12 protein-coding genes are annotated in these 18,753 nt (G+C 73.3%); 4 read left to right on the top strand and 8 right to left on the bottom strand.

The window, feature by feature from the left end:
• Positions 1–179: 179 nt before the first annotated feature.
• Positions 180–623 carry an Rv3235 family protein gene (locus ABT106_RS24700; RefSeq protein WP_351281180.1) on the bottom strand — a complete coding sequence of 148 codons (444 nt, stop codon included), beginning with the start codon at positions 621–623 and terminating at the stop codon, positions 180–182.
• A 393-nt stretch (positions 624–1,016) separates the two neighbouring features.
• On the opposite strand from ABT106_RS24700, the gene ABT106_RS24695 reads away from it, so the two are divergent.
• The 3 genes from ABT106_RS24695 to ABT106_RS24685 all read left to right on the top strand — a co-directional run bounded on the left by ABT106_RS24695 (position 1,017) and on the right by ABT106_RS24685 (position 7,547).
• Entirely contained in the window at positions 1,017–1,517 is a 501-nt protein-coding gene (locus ABT106_RS24695) for a DUF6912 family protein (protein WP_351281172.1), read from the top strand.
• On the top strand, positions 1,514–2,203 hold the full coding sequence (locus tag ABT106_RS24690) for an HAD family hydrolase (RefSeq protein ID WP_351281169.1): 690 nt from the start codon (positions 1,514–1,516) through the stop codon (positions 2,201–2,203). Before ABT106_RS24695 ends, ABT106_RS24690 begins: the two co-directional genes overlap by 4 nt.
• A gap of 361 nt (positions 2,204–2,564) precedes the next feature.
• Positions 2,565–7,547: an NAD-glutamate dehydrogenase gene (locus tag ABT106_RS24685; protein WP_351281167.1), complete on the top strand. Its 4,983-nt coding sequence runs from the start codon at positions 2,565–2,567 to the stop codon at positions 7,545–7,547.
• 268 nt (positions 7,548–7,815) lie between these two features.
• On the opposite strand, the gene ABT106_RS24680 is transcribed toward ABT106_RS24685, so the two are convergent.
• Positions 7,816–8,604: an ABC transporter ATP-binding protein gene (locus ABT106_RS24680; RefSeq protein ID WP_351281177.1), complete on the bottom strand. Its 789-nt coding sequence runs from the start codon at positions 8,602–8,604 to the stop codon at positions 7,816–7,818.
• Positions 8,605–8,641: 37 nt separating this feature from the next.
• Positions 8,642–9,565 carry an ABC transporter permease gene (locus tag ABT106_RS24675; protein ID WP_351281164.1) on the bottom strand — a complete coding sequence of 308 codons (924 nt, stop codon included), beginning with the start codon at positions 9,563–9,565 and terminating at the stop codon, positions 8,642–8,644.
• 135 nt (positions 9,566–9,700) lie between these two features.
• On the opposite strand from ABT106_RS24675, the gene ABT106_RS24670 reads away from it, so the two are divergent.
• Positions 9,701–10,315, top strand: coding sequence for a TetR/AcrR family transcriptional regulator (locus ABT106_RS24670; RefSeq protein WP_351281161.1), 615 nt, complete (start codon positions 9,701–9,703; stop codon positions 10,313–10,315).
• 47 nt (positions 10,316–10,362) lie between these two features.
• Here ABT106_RS24670 and ABT106_RS24665 read toward each other — a convergent pair whose 3' ends face one another.
• The 5 genes from ABT106_RS24665 to ABT106_RS24645 all read right to left on the bottom strand — a co-directional run.
• Positions 10,363–12,633, bottom strand: coding sequence for a bifunctional glycosyltransferase/CDP-glycerol:glycerophosphate glycerophosphotransferase (locus ABT106_RS24665; RefSeq protein WP_351281158.1), 2,271 nt, complete (start codon positions 12,631–12,633; stop codon positions 10,363–10,365).
• Between the two features lie 186 nt (positions 12,634–12,819).
• On the bottom strand, positions 12,820–13,713 hold the full coding sequence (locus tag ABT106_RS24660; RefSeq protein ID WP_351281156.1) for a carbohydrate ABC transporter permease: 894 nt from the start codon (positions 13,711–13,713) through the stop codon (positions 12,820–12,822).
• The gene (locus tag ABT106_RS24655; RefSeq protein ID WP_502979469.1) at positions 13,710–15,044 is read right to left on the bottom strand and encodes a carbohydrate ABC transporter permease; all 1,335 of its coding nucleotides are present in this window, start codon (positions 15,042–15,044) and stop codon (positions 13,710–13,712) included. Before ABT106_RS24655 ends, ABT106_RS24660 begins: the two co-directional genes overlap by 4 nt.
• 4 nt (positions 15,045–15,048) lie before the next feature.
• Complete coding sequence (locus ABT106_RS24650) at positions 15,049–16,413, bottom strand: ABC transporter substrate-binding protein (protein WP_351281153.1); 1,365 nt, start codon at positions 16,411–16,413, stop codon at positions 15,049–15,051.
• Positions 16,414–16,510: 97 nt separating this feature from the next.
• Positions 16,511–18,753: FtsK/SpoIIIE domain-containing protein (locus ABT106_RS24645; RefSeq protein ID WP_351281150.1), on the bottom strand; the 2,243-nt coding region annotated here is incomplete at its 5' end.

The raw sequence follows: 18,753 nt of genomic DNA, 5'->3' as shown, positions 1-18,753 counted from the left end.
GCGGCGGCGGGGCTCGACTACGGTCCGTTCTTCCAAGGACTGCGGTCGGCGTGGAAGGCCGGCGAGGACGTCTTCGTAGAGGTCGGGCCCGGACCCCCGCGCCTCAAACGCCGGCGGGGCTGATGTGGGGCGTGCGGGGCTGATGTGGGGCGTGGGGGGCTGGTTGGGGGTGGTGGGGGTCATGGGTTTGGGGTGTGCATTTCGATCGCCGCGCAGCGCCAGCGGAGGTCCTGGCCCTGTTCGAGGCGGAAGGCCATCGCCGTCACCCGGTCGCCGGTGGCGATGCGGGCGAAGGCCTCGATGACGCCGGGGCCCGGGGTGAAGCGGCCGCACTGGCGGATGACGGGGCGGAGCCGGTCCCGCAGGGGGCCTTCGTCGGCCAGTCCGACCAGCTGCTGGTAGGCCGGGCCGACGGTGTGGCCGAGCAGTGAGTGGACCGGGCGGCAGCCGCTGACGACCGCCAGCAGCCGTTCCGCGAACCAGTGGTGGGGGTCCAGCCGCAGGGCCCGGGGTGGTCCTCCCGCCGGGCGGCTCGCGTCCCGCCGTCCGGCGGGGCGGGTTCGGCCCGGGCCGGACGGCGGCCGCCGCCGGCTTCCCTCGCCGCCGATCGTCGTGCCGCGCATCGTGGTGTCCATCGCGATCTGCTCCCGAACGGCCGGGCCCGGAGCGGTACCGGGCGGTAACTTGATGGGAACCTTCTACGGCCGCCGAACACGCTCCGCAACCGCGCCGGCGACCGCCCCGGTGCGCGGCCGGGTTCACCTATCCGAGTGCGCCGGGCCCCGACGGCCGCCCGTCAGCGACCCGCGCGCCGCCCGGGCGCGTACCGGGGTGGACGCGGCCGGGGCCCGGTCCGGCACCCCGAAGGGGGACGGCCGCCGTCACTCGGCCGGACCCCCGGGCGGACCGGGCCCCGGCGGGCGGGCCGCGCCGGGGGTTCGCGCGAGGGGGCGGGCGGGGGGAGGGGGACCAGTCGTATCCTGGGGGCGTTTTCCGACTACCGAAAGCAGCCGGCCATGCGCGTGTACGTCCCCCTGACCCTCCCCGGGCTCGCCGCGGCGCACCAGGCGGGTGAGCTGGGTCCGGCCCCGCTGCGTGCGTACGCCGTCACCCCCGGGCTGCGCGAGTGGTACGCGTCGGACGACGTCGAGGAGCTGGAGTACGCCGCCCTGGGCCGGGCCGCGGCCGCCTCCCTCCGGATGCTCGCCGAGGACGCCGCCGCGCCGCGCACGCGTGTCGTCGTGGCCCTCGACGTCGCCGACACGGCCGCCACGGCCGCCCCCGGGGAGGACGAGGCCGCGCTCGGCCGGGTCGCCCTCGCCGATGCCGTACGGCTCGCCGTGGCCGCCGCCGTGCACGTCGACGCCGACGACGCCCGCGAGGACGTCGCCGCCGCCGCCGGGGCCCTCGCGGCCGCGGACGCCGGGGACGGCGGCGCGCGGTCCGTCGTGGACGCAGCAGAGGACCACGAGCTGCTGTGGTTCGGCGTCCAGGAGATCCCGGGGCTGCTCACGTGACCGCCGAAGTGACCGCCGGCGCCGCCCGCCCGGCCCACATAGTCTGGGACTGGAACGGCACGCTGCTCCACGACATCGACGCCGTCATAGCCGCGACCAACGCCTCCTTCGCCGAGCTGGGCTTCCCGGCGATCACCCTGGCCACCTACCGCGACCTCTACGTCGTCCCCGTGCCGAAGTTCTACGAACGCCTCATGGGGCGGCTGCCCACCGAGGCGGAGTGGCTCCTCATGGACGACACGTTCCACCGGCACTACTGGGCCGAGGCCCACGACGCCGGACTCACCGAAGGGGCCCTGGAACTGCTCCAGGGCTGGCAGCGCGACGGACTCACGCAGTCCCTGCTGTCCCTCGCTCCCCACGAGAAGCTGGTGCCCCTGGTGCGGTTCCACGGCATCGAGCGGCACTTCCTGCGCGTCGACGGCCGGACCGGCCCCTCACACACCAGCAAGGCAGGACATCTCGTACGCCACATGGCCGCCCTGGAGGGGGCGGGCGTGACCGCGGGACGTACGGTCCTCATCGGAGACGCCGTGGACGACGCCGTGGCCGCCGCCCACGTCGGCGCACGGGCCGTTCTCTACACGGGTGGCTCGCACAGCCGCAGCAGTCTGGAATCAGCCGGGGTGCCCGTCGTGGACACGCTGGCAGAGGCCGTACGGACAGCTCGCGAGCTGGCCGAATAGCGCTGTGCACGGTCGGCCGGTCGCGTCGCTGTCCAGAGTGTCAAAGTTCCACCCCCGGATTTGTACACATACAGCTCATGACGGGCCGGGGGTGGGTGGGGATAGCCTTGACCCGTGATCAGCGCGATAGTCCTCGGGGGCACCGATGCCCCCGGACCCAGCCCGGCGCACTTCGGTGCCCGGGCCCTCGCTGGTCCCTGCCACCGGGCCTCGGCGATCATGGCCGAAACCACCCCGGTCGGCTTTCTCGACGACATAGCGTCGATCCCGATTACGGACGGACATCCCGCCTCACCGCGGCGCTGTGTCGTTCCTTCCTTCACCTACGTCACGCAATGGCGCGCGACAGGAGCCAGAGGACATGCAGACCAAGCTGGACGAAGCAAAGGCCGAGCTGCTCACACGGGCGGCCCGGGTAGCTGAGAACAGCCCGGCCGGGGGGCTACTTCCGACTGGGTCAGAGAAGGGAGGGCGTCCGGACCGGGACACCGTTCTCTCCTACCTCCAGCGCTACTACCTGCACACCGCCCCAGAGGATCTGCTGGACCGGGATCCGGTCGACGTGTTCGGGGCGGCGCTCTCGCACTACCGGCTCGCCGAGAACCGGCCACAGGGCACCGCGAACGTGCGCGTGCACACCCCCACGGTCGAGGAGAACGGCTGGACCTCCAGCCACTCGGTCGTCGAGGTGGTCACCGACGACATGCCCTTCCTCGTGGACTCCGTCACCAACGAGCTGTCCCGCCAGGGCCGCGGCATCCACGTCGTGATCCACCCGCAGGTGGTCGTCCGCCGTGACGTCACCGGCAAGCTGATCGAGATCCTCGGCCCCGACTGCGACGCCCACGGTCCCCTCACCAAGCGTCCCCACGACTCGCTCGTCGAGTCCTGGATCCACGTCGAGATCGACCGCGAGACCGACCGCGCCGACCTCAAGCAGATGACCGGCGACCTGCTGCGCGTCCTGTCCGACGTACGCGAGTCCGTCGAGGACTGGGAGAAGATGCGCGACGCGGCGATGCGCATCGCCGAAGAGCTGCCGAACGAGCCCACCGCGCCCGACCTGGGCGAGTACGAGCTCGAAGAGGCCCGCGAGCTGCTGCGCTGGCTCGCCGACGACCACTTCACCTTCCTCGGCTACCGCGAGTACAACCTCGTCGACGGGGACGCCCTGACCGCCGTGCCCGGCACCGGCCTCGGCATCCTGCGCTCCGACCCGCTGCACAGCGGCAAGGAGGACGGCCACCCCGTCTCGCCGTCCTTCAACCGGCTGCCGGCCGACGCCCGCGCCAAGGCCCGCGAGCACCGCCTGCTGGTGCTGACCAAGGCCAACAGCCGCTCCACCGTGCACCGCCCCTCGTACCTCGACTACGTCGGCGTCAAGAAGTTCGACGCCGACGGCAACGTCGTCGGCGAGCGCCGCTTCCTCGGCCTGTTCTCCTCCGCCGCCTACACCGAGTCGGTGCGCAGGGTCCCGGTCGTGCGCCGCAAGGTCGCCGAGGTCCTGGAGGGCGCCGGCTTCGCGCCGAGCAGCCACGACGGCCGCGACCTGCTCCAGATCCTGGAGACCTACCCGCGCGACGAGCTGTTCCAGACCCCGGTCGACCAGCTCCGCGGAATCGTCACCTCCGTCCTGTACCTCCAGGAGCGCCGCCGGCTGCGGCTCTACCTGCGCCAGGACGAGTACGGGCGCTACTACTCCGCGCTGGTCTACCTGCCGCGCGACCGGTTCACCACCGGCGTCCGGCTGCGGCTGATGGACATCCTGAAGGAGGAGCTCGACGGCACCAGCGTCGACTTCACCGCCTGGAACACCGAGTCGATCCTCTCCCGCATCCACTTCGTCGTCCGCGTCCCCCAGGGCAAGGAACTGCCCGTCCTGACCGACGCCGACGTCGAGCGCATCGAGGGCCGCCTCGTCGACGCCGCCCGCTCCTGGGCCGACGGCTTCGCCGAGGCCCTGGTCGCGGAGCTGGGCGAGGAGCGCGCGGCCGAGCTGCTGCGCCGCTACGGAACCACCTTCCCCGAGGGCTACAAGGCCGACCACTCGCCGCGCGCGGCCGTTGCCGACCTCTGCCACCTGGAGCGGCTCTCCGCCAGCGACCGCGAGTTCGCGCTCTCGCTGTACGAGCCGGTCGGCGCGGGACCCGGCGAGCGCCGGTTCAAGATCTACCGCACCGGTGAGCAGGTCTCGCTGTCCGCGGTCCTGCCCGTCCTGCAGCGCCTGGGCGTCGAGGTCACCGACGAGCGCCCGTACGAGCTGCGCCGCTCCGACCGGGTCAGCGCCTGGATCTACGACTTCGGCCTGCGCATGCCCGCCTCCGCGGGCAACGGCGACCACGCCGGGGGATCCGGCTACCTCGCCGACGACGCCCGCGAGCGGTTCCAGGACGCGTTCGCCGCGGTCTGGCAGGGCGACGCCGAGAACGACAACTTCAACACCCTGGTGCTCGGCGCCGGCCTGACCTGGCGGCAGGCCGTCGTGCTGCGCGCGTACGCCAAGTACCTGCGCCAGGCCGGCTCCACCTTCAGCCAGGACTACATGGAGGACACCCTCCGCAACAACGTCCACACCACCCGGCTGCTGGTCTCCCTCTTCGAGGCCCGGATGTCGCCCGCCCGGCAGACCGCCGGCAGCGAGCTGGTCGACGCCATGCTGGAGGAGCTGGACGGGGCCCTGGACCAGGTCGCCTCGCTCGACGAGGACCGCATCCTGCGCGCGTTCCTCACGCTGATCAAGGCGACGCTGCGGACGAACTTCTTCCAGCTCACCGACGCGGGCGAGCAGCACAGCTACGTGTCGATGAAGTTCGACCCGCAGGCCATCCCCGACCTGCCGGCCCCGCGCCCCGCCTTCGAGATCTGGGTGTACTCCCCGCGCGTCGAGGGCGTCCACCTGCGCTTCGGCAAGGTCGCCCGCGGCGGTCTGCGCTGGTCCGACCGGCGCGAGGACTTCCGTACGGAGATCCTCGGCCTGGTCAAGGCGCAGATGGTCAAGAACACCGTCATCGTGCCGGTCGGCGCCAAGGGCGGCTTCGTCGCGAAGAACCTGCCCGACCCGTCGGTGGACCGCGACGCCTGGCTCGCCGAGGGCATCGCCTCGTACAAGATCTTCATCTCGGCGCTCCTCGACATCACCGACAACATGGTGGCCGGCGAGGTCGTGCCGCCCCTCGGCGTGGTCCGCCACGACGAGGACGACACCTACCTCGTCGTCGCCGCCGACAAGGGCACCGCGACCTTCTCCGACATCGCCAACGGTGTCGCGGAGGCGTACGGCTTCTGGCTCGGCGACGCCTTCGCCTCGGGCGGCTCGGCCGGCTACGACCACAAGGGCATGGGCATCACCGCCCGCGGCGCCTGGGAGTCCGTCAAGCGGCACTTCCGCGAGCTGGGCCACGACACCCAGACCGAAGACTTCACCGTCGTCGGCGTCGGCGACATGTCCGGCGACGTCTTCGGCAACGGCATGCTGCTCTCCGAGCACATCCGCCTGGTCGCCGCCTTCGACCACCGGCACATCTTCATCGACCCGAACCCGGACGCGGCCACCTCCCACGCCGAGCGCCGCCGCCTCTTCGACCTGCCGCGCTCCTCGTGGGCCGACTACGACACCGCGCTGCTCTCGGCGGGCGGCGGAGTCCACCCGCGTACGGCGAAGGCCATCCCCGTCAACGCGCAGGTCCGCGCGGCCCTCGGGATCGAGGCGGGGGTCACCAAGATGACCCCGGCCGACCTGATGAAGGCGATCCTGCAGTCCCCCGTGGACCTGCTGTGGAACGGCGGCATCGGCACGTACGTCAAGGCCACGGCCGAGACGCACGCGGACGTCGGCGACAAGGCCAACGACGCCATCCGCGTCAACGGCTCCGACGTACGTTCCCGGGTCATCGGCGAGGGCGGCAACCTCGGCCTGACCCAGCTCGGCCGCATCGAGTTCGCCCGGACCGGCGCGGGCGGCGAGGGCGGCAAGATCAACACCGACGCCATCGACAACAGCGCGGGCGTGGACACCTCCGACCACGAGGTGAACATCAAGATCCTGCTGAACGCGGTGGTCACGGACGGCGACATGACCGTCAAGCAGCGCAACAAGCTGCTCGCCGAGATGACCGACGAGGTCGGCCACCTCGTCCTGCGCAACAACTACGCGCAGAACGTGGCGCTCTCCAACGGCGCGGCGCAGGCCCCCAGCCTGCTCCACGCGCAGCAGCGCTTCATGCGCCGCCTGGAGCGCGCCGGACTGCTCAACCGCGAGCTGGAGTTCCTGCCCACCGACCGGCAGATCCGCGAGCTGCTGGGCAACGGCCGCGGCCTGACCCAGCCGGAGCTCGCCGTCCTCTTCGCCTACACGAAGATCACGACGGCGGACGAGCTGATCGCCACCGGGCTGCCGGATGACGCGTACCTGCGCCGGCTGCTCTACGCGTACTTCCCGAGCGCGCTGCGCGACAGGTTCCCCGAGCAGATCGACGCGCACGCGCTGCGCCGGGAGATCATCACGACGATCCTGGTCAACGACACGGTCAACACCGGTGGTTCGACCTTCCTGCACCGCCTCCGCGAGGAGACCGGAGCCTCCACGGAAGAGATCGTGCGGGCGCAGCTCGCGGCGCGCGAGATCTTCGGCCTGGCCGGGGTCTGGGACGACGTCGAGGCGCTGGACAACAAGGTCGCGGCCAGTGTCCAGACCCGGATCCGGCTGCACTCGCGGCGCCTGGTGGAGCGCGGCACCCGCTGGCTGCTCAACAACCGGCCGCAGCCGCTGGAGATCACCGAGACCATCGAGTTCTTCGGCGAGCGGGTCGGGAACGTCTGGGACGAGGTGCCGAAGCTGGTGCGCGGCGCCGACCTGGAGTGGTACCGGTCGATCATGGACGAGCTGATCGGCGAGGGCGTGCCGGAGGAACTGGCGGCGAAGGTCGCCGGCTTCTCCTCGGCGTTCCCGACGCTCGACATCGTCGCCATCGCCGACCGCACGGGCGTGGCCCCGCTGGACGTCGCCGAGGTGTACTACGACCTCGCCGACCGCCTGGAGATCACCCAGCTGATGGACCGCATCATCGAGCTGCCGCGGTCCGACCGCTGGCAGTCGATGGCCCGCGCGTCCATCCGCGAGGACCTGTTCGCGGCGCACGCGGCCCTGACGGCCGACGTGCTGTCCGTGGGCAACGGCACCTCGACTCCCGAGGAGCGCTTCACGGCGTGGGAGGAGAAGAACGCGGCGATCATCGCGCGGGCCCGGACGACCCTGGACGAGATCCGGGGCTCGGACGACTTCGACCTGGCGAACCTGTCGGTGGCGATGCGGACGATGCGGTCGCTGTTGCGCGTGCACGCCTGATCGGTGCCGCCGCTGATCGGCGCCGCCGGTCCTTTGCGTGGACGGGCCGGGCCCGGGACCTGACTGGTCCCGGGCCCGGCCCGTTCCGCGTACGCCCCGTCCGGCCGGGCGGTGGCCGCGGGGGCTCCGCCCCCGGACCCCCGCGCCTCAAACCGGCGGGGCTGGATCGGTGCGCCTCAAACGCCGGCGGGGCTGGATCGGTGCGCCTCGGACGTCGCTGGGGCTGGATCGGTGCGCCTCGGGCGGCGGCCGGGGTGGGGTGGGGGGCTCAGGAGCGGGTGAAGCGTTCGTAGGCGGCGCAGACTTCCGCGGACGGGCCGTCCATGCGCAGGACGCCCGATTCCAGCCAGATCGCGCGGTCGCACGTCTCGCGGACCGTGTTGATTCCGTGGCTGACCAGGAAGACCGTGCCCGCGTGCTCGCGCAGTTCCTCGATGCGGGCCTGGCTGCGGCGCTGGAAGGCCGCGTCGCCGGTGGCGAGGGCCTCGTCGATCATCAGTACGTCGTGGTCCTTCGCGGCGGCGATGGAGAACCGCAGCCGGGCGCCCATGCCCGAGGAGTACGTCCGCATGGGCAGCGAGATGAAGTCGCCCTTCTCGTTGATGCCGGAGAAGTCGACGATGTCCTGGTAGCGCTCCTTGATCTGCTCGCGGCTCATGCCCATGGCGAGGCCGCCGAGGACCACGTTCCGTTCGCCCGTCAGGTCGTTCATCAGCGCGGCGTTCACGCCCAGCAGGGAGGGCTGGCCGTGCGAGAAGATCGTGCCCGCGGCGACCGGCTGGAGGCCGGCGATGGCGGCCAGCAGGGTGGACTTGCCCGAGCCGTTGGAACCGATGAGGCCGATGGCCTCGCCCTTGTACGCGGTGAAGCTGACGCCCTTGACCGCGTGCACCTCGCGCGCGGCGGGGGCCCGCTCGCGGGAGAAGACCCGGCTCAGGGCGGCCGTGGCACCGCCCTTGCGGCCGCCGCTGCCCTGGACCCGGTAGACGACGTGCACGTCGTGCGCGATGACCGTGGGCACCCGGGGCGCGGGATCCGCCGGTGCGTGGGTGGGGATGGGGGTGGGGTGGGGGTGCGTCCTGGTGCTCGAGGTGTCAGCCACGTCCGTACTCCTCCTCTGCCTTCCAGAAGTAGATGAATCCGCCGACGCCGGCGAGCAGCGCCCAGCCGATGGCCACCGGCCACACGTGGTGCGGCAGTGAGTGGGCGGAGAAGCTGTCGATGAGCGCGAAGCGCATCAGGTCGATGTAGACGGCCGCCGGGTTGAGCTTCAGCGCCGTCGACACCCAGTGCGGCAGCTGGTCGGTCCTGAGCATCTGGTCGATGGACCACATGACGCCCGAGGAGTACATCCAGGTGCGCAGGACGAACGGCATCAGCTGGCTGACGTCGGGGTTCTTGCTGCCGATACGGGCCATGACCATGGCGCAGCCGGCCGCGAAGAGGGCCATCAGCACGAGGGTCGGGGCGACCAGGAACCAGGAGAGCGCGGGCCGCTGGCCGAAGGCCAGCAGCAGGATGACCAGCGCGCCCATGGTGACGAGCAGCTGCTGGAAGAGCTGGACGACGGTGGAGATGGGCAGGCTGGCGCGGGGGAAGTGCAGGGCGCGGACCAGGCCGCGGTTGCTGTGGACGGCCCGGGTGCCGGCGTTGACCGAGTTGCCGATGAAGTCCCACACGAAGACGCCCGTGATCAGGAACGGCACGTAGTCGGGCACGTGGTGGCTGGCGCTCATGACGACGCCGAAGATGAAGTAGTAGACCGCCGCGTTGAGGAGCGGGGTCACCAGGTGCCAGACCTGGCCGAGCTTCGCGGTGCTGTACTGCGCCTGCATGCGGGCGGTCGCGTACGTGGTGACGAAGTGGCGGCGGCCCCACAGCTGCGCCAGGTACCGGGGGAGCGTGGGCCGGGCGCCGCTGAGGGTCAGGCCGTGTTCGGCCGCGAGCCGGGTGAGTTCCGGCGGGATCGGGCGGGCCGCGGCTGCTGCGGCGGTGGAGGGTGCGGTCGCGGTGGTCACAAGGGTCGCTTTCGCCGGGGTCGGGGCGTCGCGAGCGATGGGACGGGTCCGTATCGTCGCTACGGTGACAGTAGGTCGTGGAGCGTCGGGACGCAACCGTATCGTCGTGGCGAGGGCCGCGGCTATGCTCTCCGCATGACCTCCGACCCCGCCGCCACCCCCGCCCGCCGCCGGCCCGCCGGCGCCGCCGTCCTGCGCGAGGACGTGACCGAGGCGATCCGGGAGGCGGTGGTCGCGGAACTGGCCGCCGTCGGCTTCGCGCGGATGTCCATCGAGGGCATCGCCCGCCGGGCCGGCGTCGGCAAGACCGCCGTCTACCGGCGGTGGAAGTCGAAGCTGCACCTGGTGCTCGACCTGGTGGGGGCCTTCGCCGTGGACGGCCTGCCGGTGCCGTCGACCGGGTCCCTGTACGGGGACGTACGGGCCCTGCTGGAGGTCATGACGCACGTGCTGCGGCACCCGGTGGCCTCCGCGGTCATCCCGGACCTGCTGGTCGAGGCGGCGCGCAACCCCGAGATCGCGGACGCGGTGCGGGGCGCGCTGCTGGACGGGCAGCGGCGGATGGCCGAGGGGATCGTCTCGGAAGCCGTCGCGCGCGGCGAGCTGCCCGACGGGACCTGCCCGGACCGGGCGCTGGACCTGGCGATCGGCCCGCTGTACTGGCGGCAGGTGGTGGTGCGGGACGCCGTCCCGAAGGACTACCTGGACGACCTGGCCCGCTCGGTGGTGGCCGGCCTGCGGGCCGCCTGACCCCGGCGGACCGGCTCCGCGGGCCGGGGCGGACGGCGGCCCGCGCGTCAGAAGGTCAGGCGGCCCGCCGTCAGGTGGGCCGGCGTCGGTTCCGGCACCGCCGACGGCGCGGCCGGGGCCGGGCGGCGCTCCTCCAGCGGGACGACCGCCGGGACCGGGACGGCCTGCCCGAGGAAGACCCGGCGTACCACCCGCTCCGCCGCGTGGCCGTCGTCGTACGAGCAGAACCGCGAGCGGAACGCCGCCCGCAGCTGCGCGGAGCGCGAGCCCTGCCAGTGCCCGGTGGCGAAGATGTCGACCAGTTCGTCCTCGGTGCGGGCGATGGCCCCGGGCGGACAGGCCCGCAGGTCGAAGTAGGTGCCCCGGGCCGCCTCGTACGCCTCCCAGTCGTCCGCGTGGATCACGATCGGCCGGTCCAGCGCCGCGTAGTCGAACATCAGGGACGAGTAGTCCGTCACCAACGCGTCCGACGCCAGGCACAGTTCCTCCACCGACGGGTACGCCGAGACGTCGACCAGCCGCGGGTGCGCCTGCGGGGGCCGCCCGGAGTCCGCGTACGTCAGGTGCGTGCGGGTCAGCAGCGTGAAGCGCGGGCCGAGGTCTCGCAGGACCCGTTCGAAGTCCAGGTGGTCGGGCCGGCTGCGCCGGTAGTCGCGGTGCGTGGGCGCGTACAGGATCGCCGTGGAGCCCGGCGGGATGCCGAGGCGTTCGCGCAGCTCCAGCACGTCCGTCTGGCCGGCCCGGTGGAAGACGTCGTTGCGCGGGTAGCCGTACTCCAGCGTCGTGTACGAGGACGGCACCGCCTTCTCCCACACCAGCGTCGAGTGCCGGTTCGCGGACAGCAGGTAGTCCCACTGGTCGGCGCCGCGCAGCAGGCCCGCGAAGTCCGTCGTCGGGGTGGCCGCCGGCCGGTCCTGGAGGTCGAGGCCGACCCGCTTGAGCGGGGTGCCGTGCTGGGTCTGCACCAGGATCTGGCCGGGCCGCTTGACCAGGGCGCGGTCGAAGTTGACGTTCGTGACCAGGTACGTGGCCCGGGCCAGGGCGCTCCAGTACGCCGCCGAGCCCGGCCGCAGCGCCACCGTTTCCCGGGGGAGCGTCGAGGCGTGCGCCGGGTCGCAGATCCACGCCGTCCGCATCCGGGGCGCCAGCTCCCGCAGCTTCGCCTCCACCGCCGCCGGGTTGCAGGCGTAACCGCCGTGCCAGTACGCGGAGAACACCGCCAGCTCCGGCCGCAGCGGCAGCAGCCGCTGCACCCGGTAGTGCAGCCGCAGCCAGGTCTCCCGCAGCCCCCGGCCCAGGGCGGACGTCCCGCGCCCGGCCGCCAGCCCCGCCGAGCGGAGCACCGACAGCAGCCGGTACGCGCGCCGGGCCCCCAGCCGCATCAGGGTGTGCCGGACCCGGTCGGTCCGCGACAGCGACAGCGGCAGCGCGCCCCCGCCGCCGGGGGTCCGGTAGCGGCGCAGCAGGGCCGAGGCCCGGGCGAAGAACTCGGCGCGGCTCGTGCGCGGGAGGCGGCGCGGGTCGGCGTACAGGGCGCAGAAGTGCTCGGCCATCCGCCGGTGCACGGTGGGGCGCCAGCGCTCCAGCTCGGGGCGGCCCGCGAGGTAGCCGAAGACCCGGTCGTACTGGTCGAAGACGTCGAGGTGGCGGCGGCTGGTGGTGGTCAGGATCGATCCGGTCCGCCGCTGGCGGTAGTGGACGCAGACCCGGTCCAGGACGGCGACGGACTCGGCGGCCAGCAGCGCCGGGTAGGTCCAGGGGGTGTCCTCGTAGAAACCGGGCGGGAAGGAGAGGCCCTCGCGCTCCGCGTACTCGCGGCGGTACGCCTTGTTCCACACCACCATCAGCATGCCGAGGAGGGCCGGGCGGTCGGCGAGCCGGAAACTGGCCGGGCCCTCCTCCGAGAGCCGGTTCGAGAGCCGGTCGCGGACCAGTTCGCCCGTCCAGAAGGTGCGCGCGTAGTCGTAGACGAGGACGTCGGGGGAGCCGGTGGCCTTCAGCCGGTCGGTGATGGCCTGGAGGGCGCCGGGGGCGAGGGTGTCGTCGCCGTCGAGGAAGAGCAGGTAGTCGCCGGTGGCCCGGGCCAGACCCGCGTTGCGGGCCGGGCCCAGCCCCAGGTTGTGCGCCAGGTGCACGGAGGTGACCCGGGGGTCGCGGGCCGCGTACTCGTCGATGATCGAGCCGCAGGCGTCCGGGGAGGCGTCGTCGACCGCGATCAGTTCCAGATCCGGGTACGACTGCGTCAGGACCGAGTCCAGACTCTCCTGGAGGTACGCCTGGACCTTGTACGCGGGCACGATGACGCTGAACCGGGGCACGGCACATCCAGGGGTCGGCGGGCGGGCATATGGCCCAGGAACCCCCGGCGTGGCGATCGGGTTACGCGGCGTGCGGCATTCGGGTTACGGAGCGTCAACTCCGCACGTCAACACCGTGATCCAGAAGGCGGCGGACCGGACGGGGAGGCTGTGCGGGAAGCCGTCCGAGGAGACCGTGCGGGGGCGTCACTTCACGGCGCCGGCCATCACCCCCGTCACGAACTGCCGCTGGAAGGCGAAGAAGACGACGAGCGGGACCGCCATCGACAGGAACGCGCCCGGCGCCAGCACGTCGATGTTGTTCCCGAACTGCCGTACCTGCTGCTGGAGCGCGACCGTGACCGGCGGGTTCGCCGAGTCCGCGAAGACGAGCGCGACCAGCATGTCGTTCCACACCCACAGGAACTGGAAGATGCCGAGCGAGGCGAGCGCCGGACCGCCCAGCGGCAGCACCACCCGCGTGAACAGCCGCAGTTCGCCCGCCCCCTCCAGCCGGGCCGCCTCCAGCAGCTCGCGCGGGATCTCCGCGAAGAAGTTCCGCAGCAGGAACACGGCGAACGGCAGCCCGAAAGCCGTGTGGAACAACACCACCCCCGCCGTGGTCTCGAACAGGCCGATGGTGCCGAACAGTTCGGACACCGGGATCAGCGCCACCTGCACCGGGACCACGAGCAGCCCCACGACGACGAGGAACAGCCAGTCCCGGCCGGGGAACTCCAGCCAGGCGAAGGCGTACCCGGCGAACGCGCCCAGGACCAGCACGAGCAGAGTCGCCGGGAGCGCGATGGCGAGGGTGCTCAGCAGGGACCCGGTGATCGTGTCGTTGGCCAGCAGCCGCGCGTAGTTGTCGGCCGTGAGCCGGGAGGGCGCGGTCAGCGCCCCCCACCAGCCGCCCTTGTCGAGGTCGGAGGGGGCGAGGAAGGAGGAGACGAGCAGGCCGAGGGTGGGCAGCAGCCAGAACAGGGCGGCCGCGACCAGGAACACGCGCAGCGCCCCGCCCGCCACCCGGGCCGCCAGACCGCGCCCGGCCCGCTCGACGGCGCCGGCCGCCCGGTCCGGCGTCCGCTCGAATCCGCTCATCGGGACCTTTCCTTCCGGAGCCTGCGGATGTTCACCAGCATGACCGGGAGCACCAGGACCAGCAGCAGCACCGCGATGGCGCTGCCCAGCCCAGGATGGGCGTCCGTGCCGAAGGAGGTGCGGTACAGCTGGAGCGCCAGGACGTTCGCGTCGTCCTGCACCGCACCGGGAGCGATCACGAAGACCAGGTCGAACACCTTCATGACGTTGATGACGAGCGTGACGAGGACGACCACCAGCACGGGCGCGAGCATCGGCACGGTGATCCTGCGGAACACCTGCCACTCGTTCGCCCCGTCCACCCGGGCCGCCTCCATCAGCTCCCGCGGCACGGCGGCCAGCCCCGCCGCGATCAGCACCATCGCGAAGCCCGCCCACATCCACACGTACGCCCCGATGACCGCCGGGGTCACCAGCGCCGGGCCCAGCCACTGCACGCCCGCGTACGCCTCCCGGAAGTTCGAGGCGGGCAGCCGCAGCTGCGCCCCGTCGGCCTTCGCGGACAGGACGAAGACGCCGTCGCCGCGCGCGGTGGCGCTCTCCACGACCCTGCCGTCCTTCACCGCCTCGACGCGCATCCCGGCGAAGCCGGACTCGGTGGGGTCGACCGTGTTCACCGCGCCGCCCCCGCCCCGGGTGAAGTCCTGCCAGACGGTGCCGGTCACCTTCCCCGGGTCGGCGTCGGCCGACTTGGCGACGGCGGTCCCCGCGGGCAGCGCCTCCGGGGCCACGCCGACCAGCGGGAGCAGCACCGGGACGCCCGCCCGTACGGGGTCGCGCGTGGTGAACGCGCCGCCGCCCGCGTCCACCAGCGGGGAGTCCCGGCCCGGGCGGGCCTTGGGGAACGCCGAGGACTCCGCGAACGTGTCGTGGACCCCGACCCAGACCGCGTTGGCGACGCCCCGGTCGGGGTCGTGGTCGTAGACCAGCCGGAAGATGATGCCCGCCGCCAGCATCGAGATCGCCATCGGCATGAAGACCAGCAGCTTGAACGCCGTTCCCCAGCGCACCCGTTCGGTGAGCACCGCGAAGATCAGGCCCAGCGCGGTGGCCGTGGCCGGCGCCAGCACCACCCACACCGCCGTGTTCTTCAGCGCGGTGCGGATGGTCCGGTCGGTCAGTATCTCCCGGTAGTTGTCGCCGCCGACGAAGCCGGAGCCGGGGCGGTCGAAGAAGCTGCGGTAGAGGGAGTAGCCGATCGGGTGCACGACGAGCGCGCCGAGGAGCACGAGGGCCGGCAGGAGGAACGCCGCCGCGATCAGCCGCCGGCGCCGCGCCTCGGCGGACTTGCCGGCCGCGGCCGGCGCGGCCGGCCTGGCCTGGGACGTCACGGGATCAGTTCCCGTACGCCTTGGCCGCGTCCGCCTCCAGTTTCGCCTGGGCCCCCGCCACGTCCGACGGGTTCGCCAGGAAGTCCTGGAGCGCCTTCCACTCACCCGCGCCCGGGGTGCCGCCGAAGGCCGCCGGCGCCTGGTCCGACATGTCGAAGCGGAAGTCGTCGCCCGCCGCGATCAGCGCCTTGGCGATGCCCCGCTGGATGTCGTTCGGATAGGCGGCCGGATCCACCGCCTTGTTCGGGGAGACGAACCCGCCCAGGCGGGCCTGGATCTCCGCCGCGTCCGGCGAGGCCAGGAACGTCAGCAGGGCCTGCGCGCCCTTCGACGGCTTCAGCGCGACCGCCACGTCACCGCCCGAGACCACCGGCGACTTCGCGCCGACCGCCGGGAAGGGGAAGACGAGCGCGTCCGTGCCGATCTTCGCCTCGGTCTGCGCGATGTTCACCGCCACGAAGTCACCCTCGAAGACCATCGCGGCCGCCGGCCGGTCGCCGCCGGTGAACGTCTGCGTCACCGACTTGGGGAACTCGGTGGCCAGCGCCCCGGTCGGCCCGCCCGCCAGGAAGTCCTTGCGCCCGAACAGCTCGCCCAGCGTGGTCAGCGCCTGCTTCACGCTGTCGTCCGTCCACTTGATCTGGTGCTTGGCCAGCTGGTCGTACTTCTCCGGACCCGCCTGGGAGAGGTAGACGTTCTCGAACCAGTCGGTCAGCGTCCAGCCGTCCGCGCCCGCCACCGAGACCGCCGCAGTGCCCGACGCGGAGAGCGTGTCCGCCGCCGTCAGCAACTCCTTCCAGGTGGTGGGCGGCTTGACGCCCGCCGCCTCGAAGGCCTTCGCGTTGTACCAGATCAGCGACTTGTTCGCGGCCTTGTAGTACACCCCGTACTGGGTGCCCTCGACCGCGCCGAGCGTCTTCCAGCCCGCCGAATAGTTGGCGTCGAGCTGCGCCTTCGCCTCCGGACCCACCGGCTGCGCCCATTTGTTCTGCACCGCCGAGACCAGCGCCCCGACCTGCGGGAGCAGCGCCACGTCCGGCGGGGCGCCACCCGCGATCTTCGAGCCGAGGAACGTGACGATCGGGTCCTGCGCGGGGACGAAGGTGACGGTCGCCCCGGTCCGCTTCTCGAACTCCTTCAGGACCTGGGTGAAGTTCTCCTGCTCCGCGCCCGTCCAGACCGCCGCGACCTCGAGCTTCTCGCCCGTCAGCTTCGGTAACTCCACCGCCGGCCCCGGCACGGCCGTACCGCCCCGGGCGGGTTCGTCCTCCTTGTCCGCGCCGCCGCCGCAGGCGGTCAGCGCCAGCACGCCCGCGGTCGCCGCGGCCGCCCAGCTGAGTGTCGTACGACGCGATCCCGGCCTGCGCATGGCTCTGCCCCCGATGCCCGTGGTGTGTCCCGGACCACAAGGTCTACGCCGACCGGCCCGCCCCCGCAATACCGCGTCACGGGGACGCCGCAGGGGTTCAGGGGGCGGGAGGGAACAGCACCGGCGTCGCCGAGACCAGGTGGGAGGCCCGGTCCAGGGCGCTGGCCAGCAGCGCGAGGTCGGTCGGCCCGTTGCCCAGCTCGCGGACCGGGCGGCGGGCCGGCGGGTCGCCCATCCGCTCCCACTCCACCGGGACGACAGTCGGCCTCAGGGTCGCGGTGCGCGGAATCCGCCCGGTCACCCGGCCGGCCTGGAACGGGACCGTCCGCCCGTCCGCGTACCGCAGCACAGCGCGGCCGGGACCCGGCTGGTCCGGGGCGTCGAGCTCCACGCGCAGCGTGGTCAGCCGGGCCAGCCCGGTCTCGGCCGTCCGGTCGGGGCGGGCGGTCGTGGCCACCAGGTGCACCCCGAGACGGGCGCCCTCGCGGGCCACCGCCTCCAGCGCCCGCACCACCGAGCCGGCGGCGGGCCGGCCCGTACTGCCCAGCCCCGGCGCGACCAGCGCGTCGAAGTCGTCGACGAGGACCACCAGCCGGGGCAGCGGGCTCGGCCCCGCCGCCTCGGTCCGCAGGGCCGAGGCGCGCAGCCGCAGGGTCCCGGTGCGCTGGGGTTCGATGTCGCCGCGCTGCTCGCCCGGGGTGGGCCGGCGGGGCGAGACCATCCGGTCGCCGAGCTCGCGCCGGGCGTGCCACTCCGCGAACGCCACCCCGTCGAGAAGTTCGTGGCGCCGCTTCAGCTCGGCGCCCAGGGCCTGCGCGAACTCCCGCATGCGCAGCGGGTCGGAGGCCACCAGGTGCGCGGAGGCGTGCGGGAGTTCCGTACAGGGAAGCAGTCCGTCACCGCGCTCCCCGCCGGCCCCGTCCAGCAGGACCAGCCCCAGCCGGTCGGGCCGGGCGGCCGCCGACAGGGAGGCGGCCACCGAGCGCAGCAGCTCGGTCCGGCCGCTCCCGGCGGGCCCCTCGATCAGCAGGTGCGGGCCGTCGTGGACGAGTTCGGCGCCGACGGCGCCGCGCCGCCCGCTGCCCAGCACGATCTCGGCGAGCCCGCCGGTGCCCTGCCCCTGGTCGGTGGCCTCGGCCCAACGGGCCATCAGGGACGCCGGGGTGGCACGGGCCAGCCCCAGTTCGTCCAGCAGCCGCGCGGTGGCGGGCAGAGCGGCCGCGGCCGGGCGGTACGGCTCGGCCGGGCCGCCGTCGGCGCGCAGCGGAGCCAGGGCGCGGGCGAACCGCTCGGCCCAGGCGGCGGAGACGGCGTCGGCGGTGGCGGTGTCGCCGCAGGGCACCGGCCGGCCGCCGGTGACGGCGAAGGTCCGTACGGCCGTGGCCACGTCCCCGCTGAGCAGCGCGACCGCGCCGCAGTCCCGGAAGGCCGGGGTGCCCGCGCAGGCCGCCTCGTACGTATCGGCGACGGGTGAGGCGGGGGTGGCGGCCGGGGCGTCGGCGAGGGCGATGACGTGGATGCCGCCGGCCGGGCCGTGGGAGGCGAGCCGCCCGGTGACGTCGCGCAGCGGTCCCGCGCCGGGATCGCCGTCGAGGACAAGCAGGGTGTACGGGCCCCGGTAGACGCGGGCCGCCTGCTGGACCCCCTCGGGGTCGGCGGCGGCCCAGTGCGTGCCGAGGGGGCCGTCGTCCAGGCGCCGGGTCAGCTCCCCGGTCCGGGCGGCGGCCTGGTCGCGGTCGTAGGCCAGGAGCAGCCGGCAGTCCTGGCCGTGCGCGGGGCGTACGTGGGGCAGCCAGCCGAGCCAGCCCCAGTCGCGGCGGCGCTCGGCGAGCGGGCGGGCCCGGTCGGTGCAGACGAGCACGATCTCCAGCTGACCCGGCGCGTGCAGGGCGGCCAGCTGCGCCACGACGCTGCGGGCCACCCCGGCGAGGCGGGCGCGCGGTCCGGCGAGGCCGAGCGAGCCGACGGCCCGCAGGTCGACCCGGCTGCCCGCGCCGAGCCCGAGGTCCAGCACCCCGGGGTGTCCGGGCCCGCGCGACCACAGCCGCTCGGTGGGGCCCAGGGCGGCCAGCAGCAGTGCGGCCGGGTCGTCCGGGTCGGGGGCGGCGCAGGCGGCGGGCACGGCCTCCGGCTCGGCCGGGACCTCGTACGCCTCGTCCCCCCGGACCCACTTGCGGGCCCAGGCGCCGAGGCCCCTGCGGCGGCCCGCGGGGGGTTCGGCGGGTTCGGCCGCGGACGGTGACCCGTACGCGGGGTCGGGCGCGGGCGCGCGGCCCGGGGCGGCGCAGATCGAGCCAGGTCCGTCCGCGTCTGCGGAGCTCAGGGCGCACTTCGGGGTGT

The organism is Streptomyces sp. NPDC002044 (assembly GCF_040296725.1).
Lineage (GTDB): Bacteria > Actinomycetota > Actinomycetes > Streptomycetales > Streptomycetaceae > Streptomyces > Streptomyces antarcticus.
Note: the sequence above shows the minus strand (reverse complement) of the source record. Positions and strands in the feature narration are given on the sequence as shown.

Coding starts and splice junctions, on each gene's coding strand:
- ABT106_RS24700 (WP_351281180.1), bottom strand. CDS start 623: ATGCGCGGCACGACGATCGGCGGCGAGGGAAGCCGGCGGCGGCCGCCG.
- ABT106_RS24685 (WP_351281167.1), top strand. CDS start 2,565: ATGCAGACCAAGCTGGACGAAGCAAAGGCCGAGCTGCTCACACGGGCG.
- ABT106_RS24650 (WP_351281153.1), bottom strand. CDS start 16,413: ATGCGCAGGCCGGGATCGCGTCGTACGACACTCAGCTGGGCGGCCGCG.
- ABT106_RS24670 (WP_351281161.1), top strand. CDS start 9,701: ATGACCTCCGACCCCGCCGCCACCCCCGCCCGCCGCCGGCCCGCCGGC.
- ABT106_RS24695 (WP_351281172.1), top strand. CDS start 1,017: ATGCGCGTGTACGTCCCCCTGACCCTCCCCGGGCTCGCCGCGGCGCAC.
- ABT106_RS24660 (WP_351281156.1), bottom strand. CDS start 13,713: ATGAGCGGATTCGAGCGGACGCCGGACCGGGCGGCCGGCGCCGTCGAG.